Source organism: Kitasatospora sp. NPDC040550, assembly GCF_055594965.1.
In genome coordinates this window covers 25,518-46,204 of the sequence record NZ_JBVIWC010000040.1, presented here as the reverse complement: position 1 = coordinate 46,204, position 20,687 = coordinate 25,518, and the positions used below count along the sequence as shown (strand labels likewise).

Here is a 20,687-nt window from a genome sequence, read left to right as displayed (position 1 = left end):
CGGGGTCTGTATGGCCGGCGGCCGGCTCCCCCGGGACGTGCCTCGCCCTCAGTCGCCCTGCCGTCGAAAGACCAGCGTGCCACACCTACGGGTGGCCTCGACGCCCCCGGGTAGGTGCAGCGGCCCCTGGCCGCGCCATCCGGTGACCAGCAGGTCCACCGTCTCCAGGTGCCGGGCGAAGAGGTCCCCGGCCGGACAGCCCGCCCGCAGCGCCGCCCGCCGCAGCACCCGGCGCCGGACGGCGGGCGGCAGTTCGGCCAGTTTCACGGCGTCCAGGGCGCCTTCGCCCGTACGGAGGTCGCGCTCGGCCAGCGAGGCCCACTGGTCGAGGGCGTCGGCGTCGTCCCGGAACAGCCGGGCGGTGCGGGCCAGCGCCTCGACCACGCCGCCGCCGAGGTGCTTCTCCAGCACCGGCAGCACCTCGTGGCGGACCCGGGAGCGGGTGTAGGCGGGATCACAGTTGTGCGGGTCGTCCCAGACCGGGATCGCCTGGGCGGAGCAGGCCTGCAAGGTGGCCGCCCGGTCCAGCTCCAGCAGCGGGCGGCGGTAGCGGCCCTTCTGGGCCGGCATCCCGGCCAGCGAGCGGGAGCCGGAGCCGCGGGCCAGGCCCAGCAGCACGGTCTCGGCCTGGTCGTCCCGGGTGTGGCCGAGCAGCACCGCGATCGCGCCGTGGCGCTCGGCGGCCTCGTCCAGGGCGGCGTAGCGGGCGTCCCGGGCGGCGGCCTCGGGGCCACCGGCCCGGCCGACCCGCACCGGGACGGCCTCGACCGGGTCCAGGCCCAGCGAGCGCAGGCGCTCGGCGACCTGGGCGGCGCGGTCGGCGGAGCCGTCCTGGAGGCCGTGGTCGACGGTGACGGCGCCGACCCGCAGACCGATCTTGGGAGCCTCGAAGGCGGCGGCGATGGCCAGCGCCATCGAGTCCGCGCCGCCGCTGACGGCGACCAGGACCAGCGGCGAGCCGGGGGCGGCCGGGGTGCGCGGCAGCCCGGAGGGGTGGCGGGCGGCGTTGCCGATCAGGGTGGTGCCGACGGTGGCACCGACCAGCGGCGCCCCGGCAGGGCGCCCGCGGGATTCGCGCACGGGCGCGGTGAAGGTGGTACCGGCCTCGGCGGCGAGGTCGGTGAGCGTACGGCGAACGGCCAGGCGTATCGCGGCGACGGCGGGGTGAGGGCCCACGGCGGACGACTCCTCGAGGGAGGGGACAGGACTGCGGCGGGCGGCCGGAACCGCGCACCTGGATGCGCCGCGTTACCGGGCGCTCACAGATGGTGGCAGAAAGTGGCGGGCCGCTACGCCACCCGCGCCACCGGTACGACCACCGTCCCACGTACGGGTGAATGGAGAAACGTATCTTCACCCATCACCTGCCCGATTGGACCACTCGTACGAGCGGGTTTGACCGCCGCCGACCGACGGCGGTCCCCCGGTACTCCGGGAATGCCCGATCGGGGCCTCCCCGTGGGCCTACCCCGGGCCCCTTCCGAGTGCGCCGAGGGCCTCAGCGGCCGACCCGGGCCACCCAGGCGGCCGGGTCGTGGATCTCGTCCTTGGTCGGCAGGGTGTTCGGGGACGTCCACACCCGGTTGAAGCCCTCCATACCGACCTGCTCCACCACGGCCCGGACGAACACCGCGCCGTCCTGGTACTGCCGCAGCTTGGCGTCCATGCCCAGCAGCCGGCGCAGCATCAGGTCCAGCCGGTTCGCCCCGCGGTCGCGGCGCTGCTGGAACTTCTCCCGGATCTCCGCCACCGTCGGCACCACGGCCGGGCCGACGCCGTCCATCACCACGTCCGCGTGACCCTCCAGCAGCGACATCACCGCCGTCAGCCGGCCGAGGATCTCGCGCTGCGCGGGCGACTGGACGATCTCCAGCAGGTTCCCGCCGGAGGCGCTGTCCCGGCCCTCCCGGGCGCCGGTGCCCGGCAGGCCGGCGCCGAGCGAGCCCGCCGCGTCCCGCAGCCGCTCCAGCAGCGCACCCGGGTCCACGTCCGTCTCGGCCAGGAAGGACTGCACCTCGGACTGGATGTGGTCGCGCAGCCACGGCACCGCGGTGAACTGGGTGCGGTGGGTCTCCTCGTGCAGGCAGACCCAGAGCCGGAAGTCGGACGGGTCGACGTCCAGTTCGCGCTCGACGTGCACGATGTTCGGCGCCACCAGCAGCAGCCGGCCCGGCCCCGGGCCCTCCGGGCCCAGCCGCGGCTTGTCGAACAGCGCCGCCGGGCTGTCCGGCGCCTCCAGCGAGGGCCCGGCCGGGGCGAAGGTCTCGTACTGGCCCAGCACCTTGGTGGCCAGGAACGCCAGCAGCGCGCCGACCTCGATCCCGGTGGCCTTCTCCCCCACCGCCCCGAAGACGCCCGCCGCCGCGCTGTTGGTCCGCCGCGCCTGGAGCTTCTCCACCAGCGGCTGGACCACCGTGCGGAAGCCCGCCACGTTCGCCCGGACCCAGCCCGGGCGGTCCACCACCAGCACCGGCGTCGCGGCGGCCGCGGCCAGACTGCTCGACCGCATCCCGGTGAACGCCCGTACGTGCTCCTCGGCCTCCAGCGCGTGCCGGCGCAGCTCGGCGACGACCGCCGCCGCCTCGGCCCGGCTCACCTCCGGCCCCGGCCGCACCAACCTGGTCGCAGTAGCGACCGCGAGATTCCAGTCGACCATGTCAGCCCCGCCGCTCGCGCTCGTCATGCCCTCACCGTACGTGCTCCCCACCATCAACGGCAGCCACCCGCCACCAACACCCTGCCCGCCTCCGGGCCCGCTCGAACCCGCCGCCCACGGGCCCACCACGGCCCGGCGGGCGCCGCCCCGTCCGCCCTCCCGCCCGGCCGCCGCGGGGGCCGCCGGGCGGTCGGCGAGGCGTCGGCGCGGCGGGCGGACCGAGCCGCCGGGCCGTACGGACGGCCGCTCCCCGGCGGCGGGCGCGGGGTCGGTCAGTGGCAGCCGCAGGAGGCGAGGCGGGCGGCGATCCGGTCCAGGGCGGCGCGGGCGGTGTCCGCCGGCGCGGTGGTGCGGGTCATCACGGCGAAGGCCAGCAGGCGGCCGTCGGCGTCCACCACGGTGCCCGCGAGGGTGTTGACCCCGCTGAGGGTGCCGGTCTTGGCGCGGATCAGGCCGGCCGCGTCGGCGGCGCCGGAGCCCGAGCCGTAGCGCTTGGCGAGGGTGCCGGTGAAACCGGCCACCGGGAGGCCGGTGATGACCGGGCGCAGCGCGGGGTGCTGGTCGGAAGCGGCCAGCGCGAGGATCCGGACCAGGACGGCAGGCGGGATCCGGTTGTCCGTGTTCAGGCCGCTGCCGTCGTTGAGGACCACGCCGGTCATCGGCACGCCCAGCCTGCCGAGTTCCTTGGTGACGGCGGCCACCGCGCCCTCGTAGTCGGCCGGCTGGTGCCCGGCGAGGGCGACCTGACGGGCGATCGCCTCGGCGAGCTGGTTGTCGGAGGTGGTGAGCAGGCGCTCGACCAGCCGGGCGACGGTCGGCGAGTCGACCTTGCCGAGGACGGGGGCGTCGGCGGCGGGCGGGGAGGTGGCCGGCTTGGCCTTGCCCTCGACGGTGACGCCCTGGGCGGCGAGCATCGTGGCGAAGGCCGTGGCGGCCGCGCCGGCCGGGTCGACGACCCGGGCCGGGGCCTCGTCCTTGCTCTTCGGGTCGATCTTGGCCTCGTCCACCATCAGCGGGACGACCAGGGCGAGGTTCTCGTTGTCGGGCTTCCGCTGCTGCGTGCTGTCGGGGTACAGCGACAGGTCGTAGTCCAGCCGGACGGTCGTGGTCCCGGCCGCCTTGAGGGCGGTGGCGGTCTGCCGGGCGAGCGCCTCCAGCGAGGCGGGCGCGGTGTCGGCGTCGGCGGGCCGGCCGCCGATCTGTACCTGGTCGGCGGGCAGCGCGGTGAGCGTCGGGTCCCCGCCGCCGACCAGGGTGATGCTGCCCGGGCCCGCGCCGCGGACCACCCGGGTGGTGAGCCGGGTGTCGGCGGGGAGCAGCGACAGGGCCGCGACCGAGGTGGCCAGCTTGGTGGTGGAGGCCGGGGTGACCGGGGTGTTCTCGTCGGAGCCGTACAGGAGTTGCCCGCCGGCGGCGTCCGCGACGGCGAGGGTCACGGTGCCCAGGCTCTTGTCGGCGAGGGCGGGGGCCAGCGCCTGCTGGAGACCCTGCGCGGTGGGGACGGCGGCCTCCGGGCCGTCCACGGCGACGGCCAGGACGGCGCCCGCGGCGGGCGCCGGGCGCGCGACCGGCGAACCGCTGCCACCGCCGGCACCGCTGCTCCCGGTGCTCCCGGGTGTGGCGGCGGGCGGCTCGGCCCGGCGGCCGGGGCTCTGTCCCGGCCCGGGCTTGCCCTTCCCCTGCTCGCCCTTGCGTCCGTCACGGCCGCCCTGGTCCCCCTGGCCGCCCTGGCCGTTGTCGTCCTCGCCCTGCCCCGCGCTGTGCCCGCCCGGTGCGGGGGACGGCTGCGCGTACGCACCGCCCGTTCCCAGCACCGTCCCGGCGACCAGCAGGGCCGCTCCGAACAGCCCGGCGGCCGTCCCCCGGCGACGCCGCGCCGCCCCCACCCCAGCTCCCACCGACCGGCCCCTTTCCCCAGCACTCACTCCCGTAGGAGACACTTGGATTCTGTCAGTCCCTACCTTGGAGGAACCGTTGGAATTCGACGTCCTTATCGAAATCCCGAAGGGCTCTCGTAACAAGTACGAGGTCGACCACGAGACCGGCCGTCTGCGGCTCGACCGGATGCTCTTCACGTCGACCCGTTACCCGGCCGACTACGGCTACGTCGAGGGCACGCTCGGCGAGGACGGCGACCCGCTGGACGCCCTGGTCATCCTGGACGAGCCGACCTTCCCCGGCTGCCTCATCAAGTGCCGCGCCATCGGCATGTTCCACATGACCGACGAGGCCGGCGGCGACGACAAGCTGCTGTGCGTCCCGGCGACCGACCCGCGCTGGGAGCACCTGCGCGACATCCACCACGTGTCGGAGTTCGACCGCCTGGAGATCCAGCACTTCTTCGAGGTCTACAAGGACCTGGAGCCGGGCAAGTCGGTCGAGGGCGCCAACTGGGTCGGCCGGGTCGAGGCCGAGGCCGAGGTCACCGCTTCGATCAAGCGTCTCGCGGAGCAGGGCGGCCACTGATCCGTCGTTCCGATCTAGGTCGGGACAGCCAGGGGGCCGGGGCCCGCGGACCGATCCGCGGGCCCCGGCCCCTGCCGTTCCGGGAGGCGTTCCGGGAGGCGTTCCGGAGGGCTCAGTCCTCCAGCCGGAAGCCGACCTTCAACCCGACCTGGTAGTGCTTCACCTGGCCCTCCTCGATGTGGCCGCGGATCTCCGTGACCTCGAACCAGTCGAGGTTGCGCAGCGTCCGGGAGGCCCGCTCCACCCCGTTGCGGATGGCCGAGGCGACGCTCTCGGTCGAGGACCCGACGATCTCGGTCACCCGGTACACGTGGTCGGTCATGGCGGACTCCCTCAGCTGTGCGACGGCCCCCGTCCACCGTGCACCGCACCCGCCCCGCCCGCACCCCGACGACGGCCGACCGAAGGTCCGGCCCGTCAGAAGGCCGCGCGGACCTCGCCGACCGGGACGCCGCCGCCGAACAGCGGGGCCGCGCCGATCCGCTCGACCGCCTCGTCCGCGCCGGTCACCCCGAGCCGGCGCAGCGCCGCCGCCAGGACCGGGCCGCGGGCCCGCTCGGAGCCGTCGTCGATCTTGAAGGCGAGCGCCCGGCCGTCCGCCAGCGCGACCACCTGGACGGCCTCGGCGCCCATCTTGGAGAGCGCGCCCGGAACGGACCTCATCAGCAGGGTGTCGGCCCGGCGGGTGCCGGCCACGTACGCGGGGTGGGCGCGCATCGCGTCGGCCACCCGCCGCTGCGCGGTGCCCTCCCCGGCCAGCACCAGGTGGCGGTAGCCGCGGGCCAGGCCGGTCAGCGTGACGGCGAGCAGCGGGGCGCCGCAGCCGTCCACCCCGGTGTGCACGGGGGTCTCGCCGGTGCCCTCGGCGAGGGCCTCGCGGGCCAGCTCCTGGATCGGGTGCGCCGGGTCGAGGTACGTCTCGGTGTCCCAGCCGTTGGCGACGCAGGCGGCCAGCCAGCCGGCGTGCTTGCCGGAGCAGTCCATCAGGATCGGGGCGCGCCGTCCGCCGGCGGCGAGCAGCAGCTCCGCCTCGGTCTCGTCCAGGGGCAGGTCGGCCGGGGTGCGCAGGGCCGACTCGTCGAGGCCGGCGGAGCCCAGGATGGCCCGTACACCGTCGAGGTGGAACGATTCTGCGGAGTGGCTGGAGGCGGCCAGGGCCAGCAGCTCGCCCTCGATCGCCAGCCCGGCCCGCAGGGTGGCCATCGCCTGGAACGGCTTGGCCGTCGAGCGGGGGAAGACCGGCGCGTCGGGGTCGCCGAGCGCGAACTCCACCGAACCGTCGGCGGCCAGCAGGACCAGGGAGCCGTGGTGCCGGCCCTCGGTGAAGCCCGAGCGTATGACCTCGGCGAGCACGGGCGGGGTGGCGGACTGGGACATCGCGGAGCCTTCCGGGGGCGAGGGTGGGCCGGGAGGAAGCCGGACCCACCTGCCCCGCGACGACTCACCCGGTCTAGAGCGGCCTCTCCGAGAGCAGGTCGTCGACCCGTGCTTCCCCATCACGGTACCTGCGGGTGATCTCGGCGTTGCAACCGTCCGCCGTCCGCAGCAGCCGCTGGCGCCGGCCGGACACCTCGCGTTCGTGGGCGCGCAGCCGCTCCAGGGCGGCCAGCAGCTCCTCCGCCGGGTGGGCCGCCAGGTCGGCGAGCTGGACGTCGCCCATCAGCGCGTCCGCCTCCAGCTGGGACTCCTGGGTGCGCGGCGGGCCGAGGGTGACGTGCCGGGCGGAGCGCCGCACCGTGGAGGGCGCGTCGGTCAGGATGGCCGGCAGCCGGTCCAGCAGGTCGCCGCCGGGCCCCTCCCCGGCCGCCGGGGCCGGGTGGGCGGGGCCCGCGCCGGGGCGCCGGTCGAGCTCGGCACGCAGGATGTCCATCCGCCCGTGCAGCAGCCGCCGCAGGTAGGACAGGTCGGCCTCCTGGGCCAGGGTCTCCCGGCGCAGGATCCGCAGCTGGTCCAGGCCCAGCGCCTCCAGGTCGGGTTCACCGTCCTGGACGGCCGTCCAGGGCCGGTCCCCGGCGGCCTGCGCCACCGGTCCGGAACGGCTCCACGCCGCGCTGCTCGCGTCCATCATCCAGCCCACCTGCCGTCGTCCGATCCCGCCCGCTCGCGGCACCCCGTCCCTGCCGCCGGCCCGGCCCGTCCCCCGACGGGCTCGTGCGTCCCGTCCGTTGGCACGCCCGGGGGCCCCGAAGGGTTCCACTCCCCGGCCGGGACCACCCGCCGGGGCGACCCCGACAGAACGCCTGACCTACCGGCTCGACCGCCCGGCCGAACCCCGGCCCGGTGCGGCGGACCTCCAAGCGCGCCGGGCCCTTCGTACGGTCCCCCAGCGTGCCACCCCACCCGGCGCGCGCGCACCGCCCGTGCACCCGAACGGCCCCCTGGCGAACGGGGGTGGCTGATATGACCGCGCCTTTCCGCAGCAGGAGCAGCGCCCGAACCTGCGCAGGCGCGCACTGCACGGCGTGCGCCACCCTTGCACGCGCCCCGGGTGTACGCCCCCGGATTCCCCCGAGACCCCACGGGGCGCTCGGGTGCTCCGGCACAATGGCGGCATGCGAGCAGTGGTGCAGCGAGTGACCGAGGCCCGGGTGACCGTGGCCGGAGAGACCGTCGGCGCGATCGAGGGGCCCGGGCTCTGCGTCCTGGTCGGCGTGACCCACGAGGACACCCCGGCCAAGGCGGCCCAACTGGCCCGCAAGCTCTGGACACTGCGGATCCTGCCGGTCAACGGCGAGGGCGTGGAGCAGAGTTGCTCGGACATCGGCGGCCCGCTGCTGGTGATCAGCCAGTTCACCCTCTACGGCGACGCCCGCAAGGGCCGCCGGCCCACCTGGACCGCCGCCGCCCCCGGGCCGGTCGCCGAGCCGCTGGTGGACGAGGTGGTGGCCCAACTGCGCGCGCTGGGCGCCAAGGTGGAGACGGGCCGGTTCGGCGCCGACATGCAGGTGGCGCTGGTGAACGACGGCCCGTTCACGGTCCTCGTCGAGGTCTGAGGCCCCGGAGGGCCCGCGGGCCGGGCCCTCGCGGCCCCGGCCCGGCCCAGCCCCTCGCCCCGGCCTACTGCGGGACGATCACGTCCTGGGTGCCCGGCACCGTGCCGGCCAGCAGCACCGCGTCCACCGGCACGTTCCGCTTGACGACCGCCAGCGCGATCGGCCCCAGCTCGTGGTGCCGGGCCGAGGAGGTCACGAAGCCCAGCGCCCGCCCGTCCGGGTCGGAGGCCAGCCGCACCTCGGTGCCGTGCGGGGGCAGTGTCTCCTCGGTGCCGTCCAGGTGCAGGAAGACCAGCCGGCGCGGCGGGCGGCCCAGGTTGTGCACCCGGGCGACGGTCTCCTGGCCGCGGTAGCAGCCCTTCTGCAGGTGGACGGCAGTGCGCAGCCAGTCCACCTCGTGCGGGATGGTCCGGTGGTCGGTCTCGAAGCCGAGCCGGGGCCGGTGGCCCTCGATCCGCAGCGCCTCGTAGGCCCAGACGCCGGCCGCCGGGCCGTACCCGGCGGTGCGCTCCGCCAGCTCGGCGCGCGGGACGAACAGGTCGCGGCCGTACGGGAGTTCGCGGACGGCGGCGACGCCCTCGACGGAGCCGGTGGAGCCGGCCGGCAGGTGGACCACGGCGTAGTCGGCGGTCGCGTCGGCGACCTCCACCCGGTAGAAGAACTTCATGCTCTCCAGGTAGCCGATCAGCGCCTCCTGGGTACCGGGCTCGACGTGCGCCCAGGTGGTGGTGCCGTCGTCGACCAGGTAGAGGGCGTGTTCGACGTGCCCGTTCGGGGAGAGCACCAGCGCCTCGGTGGCGTGCTGCGGCTCCAGCCCGCTGACGTGCTGGGTGAGCAGCAGGTGCAGCCAGGCGAGCCGGTCCGCGCCGGTGACGGTGAGCACGCCGCGGTGCGAGAGGTCGACGAAGCCGGTGCCCCGGGACAGGTTCCGTTGCTCACGGAAGATGTCGCCGTAGTGGGCGGCGACGCCCTCGTCGGCCCCCTCGGCGGGGACGGCTCCGGGCAGGGCAAGCAGCGGGCTCTTCACACCGGTCATACCGGCCAGCTTACGACCGCTCGGCGGCCCGCCCGGCGGCGCAGTCGGCGCAGCGGCCGAAGATGGCGAAATGCTTGAGGTCGGTGTCGAAGCCGTGCTGCTCGCGCAGCCGGTCGATCAGCGGCTGGGCGATCTCGGTGTCGGTCTCGGTGACCTTCTCGCAGTCCCGGCAGACCAGGTGGAGGTGGTGGTGGCGGCCGGCCAGGTGGTAGGTCGGGGCGCCGTGCCCGAGGTGGGCGTGCGAGACCAGGCCCAGCTCCTCCAGCAGCTCCAGGGTCCGGTAGACGGTGGAGATGTTGATGCCGCTGGCGGTCTTGCGGACGTGGCAGAGGATGTCGTCGGGGGTGGCGTGGTCGAGGGCGTCCACGGCCTCCAGCACGAGCTGCCGCTGCGGGGTGAGGCGGTAGCCGCGCTCGCGCAGGTCGGTCTTCCAGTCGCCGGAGAGCTGCCAGTCGGTGGTGCCGGTGTCCGCCACGGTTTCTGTCCCTGCCAAGGTCGGGGGTCCTGTGGCAAGTGTAGGGACCGGCCGCGGGCCGGTCCCTACTCGTGCACGGAACGTCTCGAACCGTGGCTGCTCGCCGCGGCCGATCGGGCGGTGCCCGCTCGGGCCGTGCCTACTTGAAGAAGGCGATGCCGTCGTCCGGCAGGTCGTTGATGTCCTTGATCAACTGGGCCGGGCTGAGCACCTTCTTGAGCTGCGCGGACATGTACGGGCGCAGCGGCACGTTCGGGGCGGCCTTCTCGCCGACCCAGAGCAGCTCGCCGTTGACGAAGCCGTACAGCCGCTTGCCGCCGGAGTACTCCGGGGAGCCCTCGATCCGGGCCACCGCGTCGGTGGAGACGTCGACCTGCGGCTTGCCGTCGGCCAGCTCGCCGTACCAGATCTCGACCGTGCCGTCGTCGCGGACGGAGGAGATCTCGATCCCGCGGACGCCGCTGGTGCCGTCGTGGTTGCTGGTGATGCGCCAGAAGGCGTGCTCGTTCTCCAGCGGGCGGACCTTCTCGCCCTCCTCGTCCAGCACCCAGGTGCGGGAGCGGAACTCCAGGAAGGGGCGGCCGTCGTGACGGATCACGATCTCCTGGCCGAAGTTGCACTTCTCCGTGCCGGGGAAGTCGTAGACGCCCGCGCCCTCCCAGGTACCGAGGAGGAAGGCGAGCGGGACGACGTCCCTGTGGAGGTCAGAGGGGATCTCGATCATGTTCCTGGTCGCTGTCGTGGTCGGTGCGGTCTGCCTCAACCGTACGGCAGGGTCAGCGCTGGCCCTGGTACAGCTTCATCACCGAGAAGATGGCGAACCAGGTGATCAGCACGGCCATCAGGGCCAGCAGACCGTCGAAGAAGATTTCCAGACCGGACACGGGGGGCTCCCAGGCGGCGACAGTGTGGTGGATTTTGCTCGCGCTCACTCTATCCGGAGGGCTACGGTCGGTCGCGGTGAGCCCCACCACGTCGGCTTCCGCGCCGCAGCGTAGCCGCCGCACCGCCTCCCCGGGGCGCCGTTCAAGGTTTGCCCACGGGATTCCACGATGACGGCGGACGGGGGCGGCGGGACCTCTAAGGTGGCGCCATGTCGAAGAAGCTCGTCATCAAGGTGACCGCCGGTGCGGACGCGCCCGAGCGGTGCTCACAGGCCTTCACGGTGGCGGCCGTGGCCGTCGCCAGCGGGATCGACGTCTCGCTGTGGCTGACCGGGGAGTCCTCCTGGTTCGCGGTGCCGGGGAGGGCCGCGGAGTTCGAGCTGCCGCACGCCGCACCGCTGCCGGACCTGCTGGAGTCGATCCTGGCGGCCGGCTCGGTGACGCTGTGCACCCAGTGCGCGGCCCGGCGCGGGATCACCCAGAAGGACACCGTCGAGGGCGTCCGGATCGCGGGCGCCCAGGTCTTCGTCAGCGAGATCATGGCGGACGGCGTCCAGGCGCTCGTCTACTGATACCGGCGCCCGGGCGCTGACCCCCGAGCAGTGAGCGCCGAGCACTGACGCCCGGGGCACGTCCTAGGGGCGTTCCTCGTGGTCGGGGCGGTCCCGGTCGTGGCCGGGCTCGTCCCACTTCGGGTCCTCCCAGCGCGGGTCGTTCCACCAGTCGTCGTCCGGGTCCCGCTTGTTGGCGAACACCGCGGCGGCCGGCGGGATGACCATAGCGACCACGCACAGGCCCACCGCGGCTCCCACCGAGAAGAACCGCACCACGCCCCAGGCCAGGACGAACAGGCCCAGGCACACGCCCATCATGGCGTAGTAGTAGCGCCGCCGGCGCCTCGTCTGCACGTCTTCCACGGTACGACCGAGGGCCCCTGCGCGGCAGGGGCCCTCGGCGTGATCGTCCGTGCCGGTCAGACCGCGATCGCGACCTCGACGGCGGTGCCCTGGGAGGCCACCACCTGACGGTCCACGGTCTGGCCCGGGACCAGCGCCCGCAGGGTCCACTTGCCCGGGCGGGCGAAGAACCGGAACTGGCCGGTCGCCGAGGTGGGCACCTCGGCCGTGAACTCGTTGTTCTCGTCCAGCAGCCGGACGTAGCCGTTGACCGGCTCACCGTCGCGGGTCACCGAACCCTGGATGATCGTCTCGTTCGCCACGTCAACTCCTGCCAGGTCCGGCCCGCCGGCCTTCGCACCGCACATGTCTGTCTCCTTCTGACTTACGGGTCGAGCCGGGGGCTCAGTTGCTGCCGAGCTCGATCGGCACGCCGACCAGGCTGCCGTACTCGGTCCACGAGCCGTCGTAGTTCTTCACGTTCTCCTGGCCGAGCAGCTCGTGCAGCACGAACCAGGTGAGCGCGGAGCGCTCGCCGATCCGGCAGTAGGCGATGGTGTCCTTCGCCAGGTCGATGCCCTCGGCCTCGTAGAGGGCCTTGAGCTCGTCGTCGCTCTTGAAGGTGCCGTCGTCGTTGGCGTTCTTCGCCCACGGGATGTTGCGGGCGCTCGGCACGTGGCCGGGGCGCTGCGACTGCTCCTGCGGGAGGTGGGCCGGGGCGAGCAGCTTGCCGGAGAACTCGTCGGGCGAGCGGACGTCGACCAGGTTGAGGGTGCCGATGGCGGCGATCACGTCGTCGCGGAAGGCGCGGATCGAGGAGTCGGCGGCCTGCGCCTGGTACTCGGTGGCCGGGCGGGCCGGGACCTCGGCGACCAGGTCGCGGGAGTCCAGCTCCCACTTCTTGCGGCCGCCGTCCAGCAGGCGGACGTCGCCGTGGCCGTACAGCTTGAAGTACCAGTAGGCGTACGAGGCGAACCAGTTGTTGTTGCCGCCGTACAGGACGACGGTGTCGTCGTTGGCGATGCCCTTGGCGCTGAGCAGCGCCTCGAAGCCGGCCCGGTCGATGAAGTCGCGGCGGACCGGGTCCTGGAGGTCCTGCTTCCAGTCGATCCGGACGGCGTTGCGGATGTGGTTCTTGTCGTACGCGGAGGTGTCCTCGTCGACCTCGACGATGACGACCTTCGGGTCGTCCAGGCGGGCCTGGACCCAGTCGGCGTCGACCAGGACGTCGCTGCGGCTCATGGTGGTGTTCTCCATCCGAGGGCGGTTTGCGGAAGGTGCTGCTCAGCTGCTCAGCGGGGGTGCTGCCGGGGTGCCCGAACGGAGGCGGTCCGAAATCCTGTCCGAATGATGGGACGGAGGAGCGAAACCGGGACGACCGGGCGGGGGACTGCGGAGTACAGCGGGGACCCTCGACCCCGAGGGCCGGACGAGGTCACCGGAAGGTCGGCGGCGGGCACGAACTGCCCTGCCGGAATGCCGACTCAGCGCATTCGACACAGACAGGCGGCCACGCGGCACAGGTCGACCGCCCGCCGCTTCGTGAGATCCGTCTGTCGCTTCATGCCGACGATGCTAGGGACACCGGAGGCCCGCTGTCATCAGCGTATCGAATATCGAGACCAGAACGACCGGATAATGGGATTTGCCCTCCGCGCGGCCCACCGGGCAGCGGGCGCGCCCCGGCCGACGGCACACAACGGGCGGAAACGACACCGCCCCGCGGTCCGCGCTGGACAGCGCGTCTCGCGGAGCGGAACGGGGGGCACCCCTTCGGACCGGCCGGCGGCGGCCGGCGGGCCTCGGTCAGCCCAGCAGCTTGACGCCCTTGCCCTCGAAGGACAGCTGGAGGCCCTCCGGCAGCGGCGCCACGCCGTCCTTCGCGGCCAGCTGGAGACCGGCCGGCATCGAGTCCAGGGTGAAGGCGGCCGGCTCGATCCTCCGGTTGCCGAGCCCGGCGACCATCTCGGCCAGCGAGCTCAGCTTGAGGCCGTCCACGGTGATGGTGTTGCCCGTGTTGTGCACGGTGGCCTCACCCACCGAGACCGGCCCCAGCGAGGCCTTGACCTTGCCCGGGCCGCCGTACGACAGGCTCAACCGGGCGTTGCCGCCGACCGGCAGCGGGGCGCCGCCCATCAGCTGGGAGGCCGGGGGCAGCAGCTGGGCGAGGTCCTGGTAGCTGATGATGCCGCTGCCGGCGCCGCTGTCCACGGTGGCGCTGTTCAGGCTGTCGCTCACCTCGACCCCGGACAGCTTCGCCTTGAAGGAGTGCAGCGCCACCTGCTGCCCGTTGTTCTGGACGGTCAGTCCGTCCGAGGAGATCCGGACGTCGTCCAGCTTCTTCGAGACCACCTGGGTGAGGAACGGGAAGCCCTCGATCGTGACGTCCGGGCGCTGGCTCATCCGGCCGTTCTTCACCAGCTGGTCGGCGGCCTCGTCCTCGGCCACACCGACCGCGATCCGGTCCGCGCCCACCAGCAGCCCGGAGAGCACCACCAGGCCGATCGTCGCTTTCAGCCATCCGCGCATCGTGTCCCCCGTCGTCGCCGGTCGCCGTCGTCCGTCCCGGAGCCGCGCCGGGCGCGACCCTCCCGCACGACCGTACGACGTCCCGCCCCGGAAGGTGGTTCCGGGGCGGGACGCGGTCGTGACGTACCCGACTCAGCCGGCCAGCAGACCGGTGGCCATCCAGATCAGCGGCGCGGCCACCGCCAACGGCAGCGCCACGCCCGCCGTCATGTGCACGAAACGGGACGGGAAGTCGTACGCCGCGACCCGGCGGCCGACCAGCGCCCCCAGTCCGGCCAGCGCACCCAGCGCCACCGGCGCACCCACCAGCAGGCCCAGCAGCACCGCCGCGACCAGACCCAGCACCGGGCCCAGCTGCTTCGGCCCGGGCAGCGGAGCCGCCGCCAGCAGGGTCGCCAGCGCGACCGCGCCCACCCCCGCCGGCACCCAGTCGGCCAGCAGCAGCGTGGTGCACAGCGCCGTCACCACGGTGGCCGAACCCAGCACCGTCAGCGCGTAGAACCGCTCCTTCGGGTCCGACGGCCGGAACGTCTGGAGCACCAGCACCAGCAGGAAGAACCCGCCCAGGGCGCCCACCACCGCCGCCACGCCGCTGTCGGCGTCCGCCAGCAGCACCGCCACATCGGCGGTGAGCCCGGCCAGCGCGGCCAGCAGGATGCCCTGCCGGGCCGGCCACATGCCGTTCAGCCGGAACCAGCCGGCCGCCGTGAGCAACTGCAGCGCCGCCACCACCAGGGCCAGCGCCACCTGCCCCAGCGCGGCACCACCGGCCAGCAGCGCGGCCACGGCGGCGGTGATCAGGGCGGGCTGGAGGCCCGGGTCGATGATCGGCGAACCGGTCCGGCCACCCGGGGCCGGGGCCGCTGCCGGGGACGGGGCCCCGGGGAACGGGACGCCGGGCACCGGCTGCACCGGGACGGCGCCGTACGACGGGGCGGCGGGCGCCTCCGGACGCTTGAGCGTCATGGTCGGCTGGTCAAGGCCGGGCCCGGCACCGGGCACCCCGACGGGCGGCGCGCCCACGGGCGGCACCGCGGCCGCGGCGTGCCCGACCGGCGCGCCCTGCGGGGCACCCTGCTGCGCGGCGGTCCGCGACACCGGGGCGGGCGCCCCGGCCGGGGCCGCGTGCCGCGCCCGGGACGGGGGCGGGGCCTGCTGGGGGTACGGCTGGGCCACCGGGGCCTGCTGCGGGTGCGGCTGGGCCGCCGGAGGCTGCTGCGGGTACGACCGCGGCGGCCCCTGCTGCGGGTACGGCTGCGCCGCCGGGGGCTGGTGCACCGGCGGCCGCCCGTACTGCGGCGGCGGGGCGACCGGCATCGCGCCGGACACCGTCACCGGCGGCAGCAGCGTGGTGGTGGCCGCGTCGTCCAGCGGCGGGACGGGCGGGAGCAGCGTGGTCGCCGCGTCGTCCAGCGGGGGCACCGGCGGCAGCAGGGTGGTCGCGGCCGCGTCGTCCAGCGCGGGCACCGGCGGCAGCACGGCGGTGGCGTCGGCGTCGTCCACCGGATAGCCGTACGGGTGCTGCGGCTGCTGCGGCGCGTGCTGCGGCTGGTACTGCTGCGGATGCGGATAGGGCTGCTGCGGCTGCTGCGGCCAGTTGCCGTAGCCGCCGCCGTGGTTCGGGTCGTTCATGTCCGTCACGCCGCTCAGCCTCCCGCGAACGGCGGGAGGATCTCGACCGTCCCGCCCTCGGTCAGGGCCACCGTCGTGTGGTCCCGGCCGCCGACCTGCGCGCCGTCGACCAGGTACGAGCAGTGCCCGAGCAACTGGACGAGCTTCGGCCGGTCGGCGTGCCGCTCCCTGGCCGCGGCCAGCGCCTCCGCCAGGGTCGCCGCCTCGTACGGCTCCTCGGCCAGCCCCGCCTCGGACTTCGCCGCCGCCCAGTAGCGGATCGTCCCGCGCACCCGGGCGCCGCTCGCGGGCTCGGTGGTCGCGCCCATCGGGCCACCCCTTCCGTTCGTCCTCGCCCGGCCCCGGTGACCCGGTCCGGCTCGCCACCGGAGCGTGCCCCGACCACCCGAACGATGGACCCGGGCAGCGCCGCCGATGTGCGTCCCATGATGGCGTGTCCGCCGGTCCGAGCGGCAATCGCCCTGGCCCGACCGACCCGGAGCGGCGCTCGAAGCTGTGGTCAGGCTCACCCGGCGCACGCCCGGATTGGGCGAACCGTCGGATTCGCGCACTCCCGGCGCGCAGAGCGGTCGGCTATCCTCGACCTCCAAGAGGGATCCGGGCAGAGTCGCCCCCGGGTCCTTTTGTGCTTTCAGGACGCCAGTACGGACGTTCGTGCGATTCGTCGGCCCACCCCCGACGTGTCGCGGGAACCGCCCCGCTCTCGCGGCACAAGGACGTGCCGGGCCGGCGGGGTGTCGCCACCCGGCGCCGGGCCGCCACCCGGGACCGGACCAGACCGGAGGGTTCGCGGGATGAACAGGGCAGAAACGGTGCGCCGCGGGTTGCGGGACCCCCGGTGCGCCGAGTGCTCCCGCGACACCTCCGAGGCGTCCTCCCCCCTCCCCTCAGCACCTGCGCCCACCGGCTGCGGCGGCAGCCGGGGCGCGACCGCGACGACCCGGAAAGGGGACCCCCGGGTATGAGTTCACTGCTCCTCCTCACCAACGCACTGCAACCGTCCGCCGAAGTGCTACCCGCCCTCGGCCTGCTGCTGCACAACGTCCGGGTGGCCCCCGCCGAGGGATCGGCCCTGGTCGACACCCCCAGCGCGGACGTCATCCTGGTCGACGGGCGGCGCGACCTGCCGCAGATCCGCAGCCTGTGCCAGCTGCTGCGCTCCACCGGCATCGGCTCCCCGCTGATCCTGGTGGTCACCGAGGGCGGCCTGGCCGCCGTGACCGCCGAGTGGGGCATCGACGACGTCCTGCTGGACACCGCCGGCCCGGCCGAGGTCGAGGCCCGGCTGCGGCTCGCGCTCGGCCGCCTCCAGGTCGCCACCGACGACAGCCCGATGGAGATCCGCAACGGCGACCTCTCGGTCGACGAGGCCACGTACTCCGCCAAGCTCAAGGGCCGGGCGCTCGACCTCACCTTCAAGGAGTTCGAGCTGCTCAAGTACCTCGCCCAGCACCCCGGCCGGGTCTTCACCCGGGCCCAGCTGCTCCAGGAGGTCTGGGGCTACGACTACTTCGGCGGCACCCGCACCGTGGACGTGCACGTCCGGCGGCTGCGCGCCAAGCTCGGCGTGGAGAACGAGCAGCTGATCGGCACCGTGCGCAACGTCGGCTACCGCTTCGTCGTCCCGGAGAAGACCGACAAGAGCGAGCGCCCGGAGCTCGCCCAGCGCCCCTCCGCCCCGCTGGAGGCCTGACGGGGCCCGCCCGGAGGAGCCGGGCGGGCCGGGCGGGCGGCCGGCCCGTCCGGCTCGTCCGGATTGCTCCCGGTCCCGCCCGGGAGCGGCCCCGGCTCCCACTGCCGCCCCGGGGGCCACACGCGTAGACTCCCTCCGTGGCCAAGGTGACGCGCGACGATGTAGCCCGACTGGCTGGGACCTCGACCGCGGTCGTCAGCTACGTGATCAACAACGGTCCGCGCCCGGTCGCGCCCGCGACCCGGGAGAAGGTCCTCGCGGCGATCGAACAGCTCGGCTACCGGCCGAACAGCGTCGCCCAGGCGATGGCCTCCCGCCGGACCAACCTGATCGGCATGGTCGTCCCGGACGCCCGCCAGCCCTTCTTCGCCGAGATGGCCCACGCCGTCGAACGGGCCGCCTCCGAACGCGGCAAGCTCGTCCTGATCGGCAACTCCGACTACGTCGACGACCGCGAGGTCCACTACGTCCGCGCCTTCCTCGGCATGCGGGTCTCCGGCCTGATCCTGGTCAGCCAGGGCCCCTCGCAGCGCGCCGCCGAGGAGTTCGCCGCGATGGAGGGCGCGAAGGTGGTGCTGCTGCACCGCCGCCCCGAGGCGATCGACGACGTCGCGGTGGTCACCGACGACGTGGGCGGCGCCGAGGCGGTCGTCCGCCACCTGCTGGAGGTGCACGGGCACCCGTACGTGGCCTGCTTCGGCGGCCCGGTGGAGTCCCCCGCCCCCGGCGACCCGGTCATCGACCACGTCGAGGGCTGGCAGCGCGCCATGGACGCCCACGGCATCCCCAGCGAGCCGCACCTGATCGACGCCCCCTTCCACCGCTACGGCGCGTACGACGTCGCGCTGCGGCTGCTGCGCTCACCCGACCGGCCGCGGGCCGTCTTCTGCTCCACCGACGACCAGGCGATCGGCGTGCTGCGGGCCGCCCGCGAGGTCGGCCTGCGCGTCCCCGAGGACCTCGCGGTGGCCGGCTTCGACGACGTGCCCGAGGCCGCGCTCGCCGACCCGCCGCTGACCACCGTCGCCTCCGACCGCGACGCGATGGCCCGGGCCGCCGTGGACCTGGTGCTGGACGACTCGCTGATGGTGCCCGGCTCGGACACCGAGCGGGTCCGCAAGTTCCCGTCCCGCCTGGTCATCCGCCGTTCCTGCGGCTGCGACGGGGCCGCGCCCGACCGGACCCCGCTGGACTAGCCGGAGCGGAACCACCGGTTCCGCTCCAAGAGCCGCCTGACCAGGCTTTATGAGAAGTCAACGGGCTTCTCGCCGCGTTCTGAGCCGCTTCTCATCCCGTCCTCATCCACCGGGCGGAACTTGGTCGGCATGAGCGAACAGCGGCACAACCCCAGCGAGCAGTACGGTCCGTACGAGCCCCGCGTCATCGAGGGCACCGTGCTGGGCTCCGACACCGACGGCACCGACCCGCGCACCGGGTACGGCCACCACCAGGACGGCACCGACCCGTACTCCGGGTACGGCCACCACGAGGACCACTCCGGTGCCGCCTTCGGCGCGACACCCCCTCCCCCGCCGATGCCGCCCGAGCCGCCCACCCTGCTCGGCCACCCCTCCGGCCCCGAGGGCCCCGGCCACCACGGCGGCCGGGCCCGGCGCGGACTGCTGCGCGGACGGCTCGCCCTGGTCACCGCCGTCGCCGCGATCGCCGCCGTCATCGGCGGGGTCACCGGCGGGGTCATCGCCACCGACCGGCAGTCCTCCGACAACCGGGTCGGTACGATCGCCAGCCCCGTCTCCGCCCGCACCGACGGCACCGCCAACGTGCCCGCCATCGCCGCCGCCGTCTCGCCCAGCGTCGTCCAGATCACCGTCAAGGAGAGCAACGGCACCGCCACCGGCACCGGCGTCGTCCTGAACTCCAACGGCCAGATCCTCACCAACTACCACGTGATCGACGGCGCGTCGGCCGGCGGCCGGATCACCGTCACCTTCAAGGACGGCTCCACCGCCCCCGCCACCGTGACCGGCACCGACAAGAACCTCGACGTCGCCGTGATCACCGCGAGCGGCGCCAAGAACCTCACCCCCGCCGTCCTCGGCGACTCCTCCGGCGTCGCCATCGGCGACCCGGTCGTCGCCATCGGCAACCCCGACGGCCTCACCGGCACCGTCACCTCCGGCATCATCAGCGCCGAGAACCGCGACGTCACCGTCCAGCTCGACGAGGGCTCCACCAGCGGCAACGGCGGCTTCGGCCTCCCGTTCCTGCCCGGCATGCCCGGCCTGCGCGGCGGCGGGGCCCAGCAGCAGCAGAACAGCGGCAGCACCACCACCTACAAGGCCTTCCAGACCGACGCCGCCCTCAACCCCGGCAACTCCGGCGGCCCGCTGATCAACGCCAACGGCCAGGTCATCGCCATCAACTCGGCGATGTACGCGCCCAGCGGCTCCAGCTCCTCGGGCAGCAGCAGCGCCGGCAGCGTCGGCCTCGGCTTCGCCATCCCGATGAACGACATCAAGCAGGTCCTGCCGAAGCTCGAATCCGGCCAGAGCCTGTGAGCCACAATCCGTAGGAACCGGTGAACGTCCGCGAGGCGGACAATTGCCACCAGCAGCAGACCCAGCAGACCCGACAGCGGGCCCTCCACCCGACGAGAAAGGGCATCAGCCCATGACCCCGTCCGCCGACGACCGCACCCCCGCCGAGGCCGGCCACCCCTCCGCCCGGCTCCTCGTGGTCGACGACGAACCCGCCCTCCGGGACGCCCTGGAGAGCAGCCTCGCCTTCGAGGGCTACGAGGTCGCCACCGCCACCGACGGCTACGAGGCCCTGGAGTCCGTCGAACGCGACAAGCCCGATCTCGTCCTGCTGGACATCATGATGCCCCGGATGGACGGCCTCACCGCCGTCCGCCGGATGCGCTCCCGCGGCGACACCGTCCCCGTGCTGATGCTCACCGCCCGCGACGCCGTCGGCGACCGCGTCACCGGCCTCGACGTCGGCGCCGACGACTACCTCGCCAAGCCCTTCGAACTCGACGAACTCCTCGCCCGCGTCCGCGCCCTGCTGCGCCGCAACGCCCTCGCCACCGAGGCCGCCGCCCGCGCCGCCGCCGAGGACGACACCGAGGTCCTCGCCTTCGCCGACCTGCGGATGAACACCGCCACCCGCGAGGTCACCCGGGCCGGCAAGCCCGTCGAACTCACCCGCACCGAGTTCATGCTGCTGGAGATGTTCCTCTCCCACCCCCGACAGGTCCTCACCCGCGAACAGATCCTCAAGGCGGTCTGGGGCTTCGACTTCGAGCCCTCCTCCAACTCCCTGGACGTGTACGTCATGTACCTGCGCCGCAAGACCGAGCAGGGCGGCATGCCGCGCCTCATCCAGACCGTCCGAGGCGTCGGCTACGCCCTCCGCCCGGCCGCCGGCACCAGCGCGTGAGCGCTGTTCCGCCCCCGCCGCTGGC

The 20,687-nt window shown here is 74.1% G+C and carries 23 protein-coding genes; 7 read left to right on the top strand and 16 right to left on the bottom strand.

Translation table 11 applies throughout. The features are described from left to right. Window positions 1-48: 48 nt before the first annotated feature. The 3 genes from tilS to dacB form a co-directional block, all read right to left on the bottom strand. Window positions 49-1,176, bottom strand: a complete 1,128-nt coding sequence (tilS, locus tag ACZ58X_RS37170; RefSeq protein WP_470337983.1) for a tRNA lysidine(34) synthetase TilS — start codon at window positions 1,174-1,176, stop codon at window positions 49-51. 322 nt (window positions 1,177-1,498) lie between these two features. Continuing rightward, window positions 1,499-2,683, bottom strand: coding sequence for a zinc-dependent metalloprotease (locus ACZ58X_RS37165; RefSeq protein WP_470337982.1), 1,185 nt, complete (start codon window positions 2,681-2,683; stop codon window positions 1,499-1,501). A 245-nt stretch (window positions 2,684-2,928) separates the two neighbouring features. Next, complete coding sequence (dacB, locus tag ACZ58X_RS37160; protein ID WP_470337981.1) at window positions 2,929-4,554, bottom strand: D-alanyl-D-alanine carboxypeptidase/D-alanyl-D-alanine endopeptidase; 1,626 nt, start codon at window positions 4,552-4,554, stop codon at window positions 2,929-2,931. A 76-nt stretch (window positions 4,555-4,630) separates the two neighbouring features. Here dacB and ACZ58X_RS37155 point away from each other — a divergent pair, with 76 nt between their 5' ends. Further along, window positions 4,631-5,122, top strand: coding sequence for an inorganic diphosphatase (locus tag ACZ58X_RS37155; RefSeq protein ID WP_189924907.1), 492 nt, complete (start codon window positions 4,631-4,633; stop codon window positions 5,120-5,122). A 112-nt stretch (window positions 5,123-5,234) separates the two neighbouring features. Here the strand turns inward: ACZ58X_RS37155 and ACZ58X_RS37150 are convergent, their stop codons facing one another. From ACZ58X_RS37150 to ACZ58X_RS37140, 3 genes are all read right to left on the bottom strand, one after another. Further along, entirely contained in the window at window positions 5,235-5,444 is a 210-nt protein-coding gene (locus ACZ58X_RS37150) for a dodecin (RefSeq protein ID WP_375888757.1), read from the bottom strand. Window positions 5,445-5,539: 95 nt separating this feature from the next. Next, complete coding sequence (locus tag ACZ58X_RS37145; RefSeq protein WP_470337980.1) at window positions 5,540-6,499, bottom strand: asparaginase; 960 nt, start codon at window positions 6,497-6,499, stop codon at window positions 5,540-5,542. Between the two features lie 73 nt (window positions 6,500-6,572). After that, complete coding sequence (locus ACZ58X_RS37140) at window positions 6,573-7,190, bottom strand: RsiG family protein (RefSeq protein ID WP_470337979.1); 618 nt, start codon at window positions 7,188-7,190, stop codon at window positions 6,573-6,575. 484 nt (window positions 7,191-7,674) lie between these two features. On the opposite strand from ACZ58X_RS37140, the gene dtd reads away from it, so the two are divergent. After that, a complete protein-coding gene (gene dtd, locus ACZ58X_RS37135; RefSeq protein WP_350509234.1) occupies window positions 7,675-8,115 on the top strand; it encodes a D-aminoacyl-tRNA deacylase in 441 nt (146 codons plus the stop codon). Between the two features lie 64 nt (window positions 8,116-8,179). Here the strand turns inward: dtd and ygfZ are convergent, their stop codons facing one another. The 3 genes from ygfZ to ACZ58X_RS37120 form a co-directional block, all read right to left on the bottom strand. Continuing rightward, window positions 8,180-9,142 carry a CAF17-like 4Fe-4S cluster assembly/insertion protein YgfZ gene (gene ygfZ, locus ACZ58X_RS37130; RefSeq protein WP_470338001.1) on the bottom strand — a complete coding sequence of 321 codons (963 nt, stop codon included), beginning with the start codon at window positions 9,140-9,142 and terminating at the stop codon, window positions 8,180-8,182. A gap of 19 nt (window positions 9,143-9,161) precedes the next feature. Beyond that, the gene (locus tag ACZ58X_RS37125) at window positions 9,162-9,644 is read right to left on the bottom strand and encodes a Fur family transcriptional regulator (protein WP_470337978.1); all 483 of its coding nucleotides are present in this window, start codon (window positions 9,642-9,644) and stop codon (window positions 9,162-9,164) included. Window positions 9,645-9,765: 121 nt separating this feature from the next. Further along, entirely contained in the window at window positions 9,766-10,350 is a 585-nt protein-coding gene (locus tag ACZ58X_RS37120) for a heme-binding beta-barrel domain-containing protein (protein WP_380525370.1), read from the bottom strand. Between the two features lie 369 nt (window positions 10,351-10,719). Here ACZ58X_RS37120 and ACZ58X_RS37115 point away from each other — a divergent pair, with 369 nt between their 5' ends. After that, window positions 10,720-11,082 carry a DsrE family protein gene (locus ACZ58X_RS37115; RefSeq protein ID WP_470337977.1) on the top strand — a complete coding sequence of 121 codons (363 nt, stop codon included), beginning with the start codon at window positions 10,720-10,722 and terminating at the stop codon, window positions 11,080-11,082. Window positions 11,083-11,145: 63 nt separating this feature from the next. Here ACZ58X_RS37115 and ACZ58X_RS37110 read toward each other — a convergent pair whose 3' ends face one another. From ACZ58X_RS37110 to ACZ58X_RS37080, 7 genes are all read right to left on the bottom strand, one after another. Continuing rightward, window positions 11,146-11,382, bottom strand: a complete 237-nt coding sequence (locus ACZ58X_RS37110) for a DUF3099 domain-containing protein (protein WP_465657842.1) — start codon at window positions 11,380-11,382, stop codon at window positions 11,146-11,148. 101 nt (window positions 11,383-11,483) lie between these two features. Continuing rightward, window positions 11,484-11,774, bottom strand: coding sequence for a DUF1416 domain-containing protein (locus tag ACZ58X_RS37105; protein ID WP_030288989.1), 291 nt, complete (start codon window positions 11,772-11,774; stop codon window positions 11,484-11,486). A gap of 37 nt (window positions 11,775-11,811) precedes the next feature. After that, entirely contained in the window at window positions 11,812-12,648 is an 837-nt protein-coding gene (locus ACZ58X_RS37100; protein ID WP_470337976.1) for a sulfurtransferase, read from the bottom strand. 242 nt (window positions 12,649-12,890) lie between these two features. Beyond that, window positions 12,891-12,971, bottom strand: a complete 81-nt coding sequence (locus tag ACZ58X_RS37095; protein WP_350517234.1) for an Ms5788A family Cys-rich leader peptide — start codon at window positions 12,969-12,971, stop codon at window positions 12,891-12,893. Window positions 12,972-13,212: 241 nt separating this feature from the next. Further along, window positions 13,213-13,935 carry an LmeA family phospholipid-binding protein gene (locus ACZ58X_RS37090; protein ID WP_470337975.1) on the bottom strand — a complete coding sequence of 241 codons (723 nt, stop codon included), beginning with the start codon at window positions 13,933-13,935 and terminating at the stop codon, window positions 13,213-13,215. Between the two features lie 132 nt (window positions 13,936-14,067). Then, a complete protein-coding gene (locus ACZ58X_RS37085; protein ID WP_470337974.1) occupies window positions 14,068-15,576 on the bottom strand; it encodes a hypothetical protein in 1,509 nt (502 codons plus the stop codon). Between the two features lie 5 nt (window positions 15,577-15,581). Further along, complete coding sequence (locus tag ACZ58X_RS37080; RefSeq protein WP_470337973.1) at window positions 15,582-15,875, bottom strand: MoaD/ThiS family protein; 294 nt, start codon at window positions 15,873-15,875, stop codon at window positions 15,582-15,584. A 653-nt stretch (window positions 15,876-16,528) separates the two neighbouring features. Here ACZ58X_RS37080 and ACZ58X_RS37075 point away from each other — a divergent pair. The 4 genes from ACZ58X_RS37075 to ACZ58X_RS37060 all read left to right on the top strand — a co-directional run bounded on the left by ACZ58X_RS37075 (window position 16,529) and on the right by ACZ58X_RS37060 (window position 20,662). Beyond that, window positions 16,529-17,260, top strand: a complete 732-nt coding sequence (locus ACZ58X_RS37075; protein ID WP_470337972.1) for a winged helix-turn-helix transcriptional regulator — start codon at window positions 16,529-16,531, stop codon at window positions 17,258-17,260. Between the two features lie 137 nt (window positions 17,261-17,397). Next, on the top strand, window positions 17,398-18,456 hold the full coding sequence (locus tag ACZ58X_RS37070) for a LacI family DNA-binding transcriptional regulator (RefSeq protein WP_470337971.1): 1,059 nt from the start codon (window positions 17,398-17,400) through the stop codon (window positions 18,454-18,456). Window positions 18,457-18,585: 129 nt separating this feature from the next. Further along, entirely contained in the window at window positions 18,586-19,779 is a 1,194-nt protein-coding gene (locus ACZ58X_RS37065) for a S1C family serine protease (protein WP_470337970.1), read from the top strand. A gap of 112 nt (window positions 19,780-19,891) precedes the next feature. Further along, the gene (locus ACZ58X_RS37060) at window positions 19,892-20,662 is read left to right on the top strand and encodes a response regulator transcription factor (RefSeq protein WP_470337969.1); all 771 of its coding nucleotides are present in this window, start codon (window positions 19,892-19,894) and stop codon (window positions 20,660-20,662) included. Window positions 20,663-20,687: the final 25 nt, after the last annotated feature.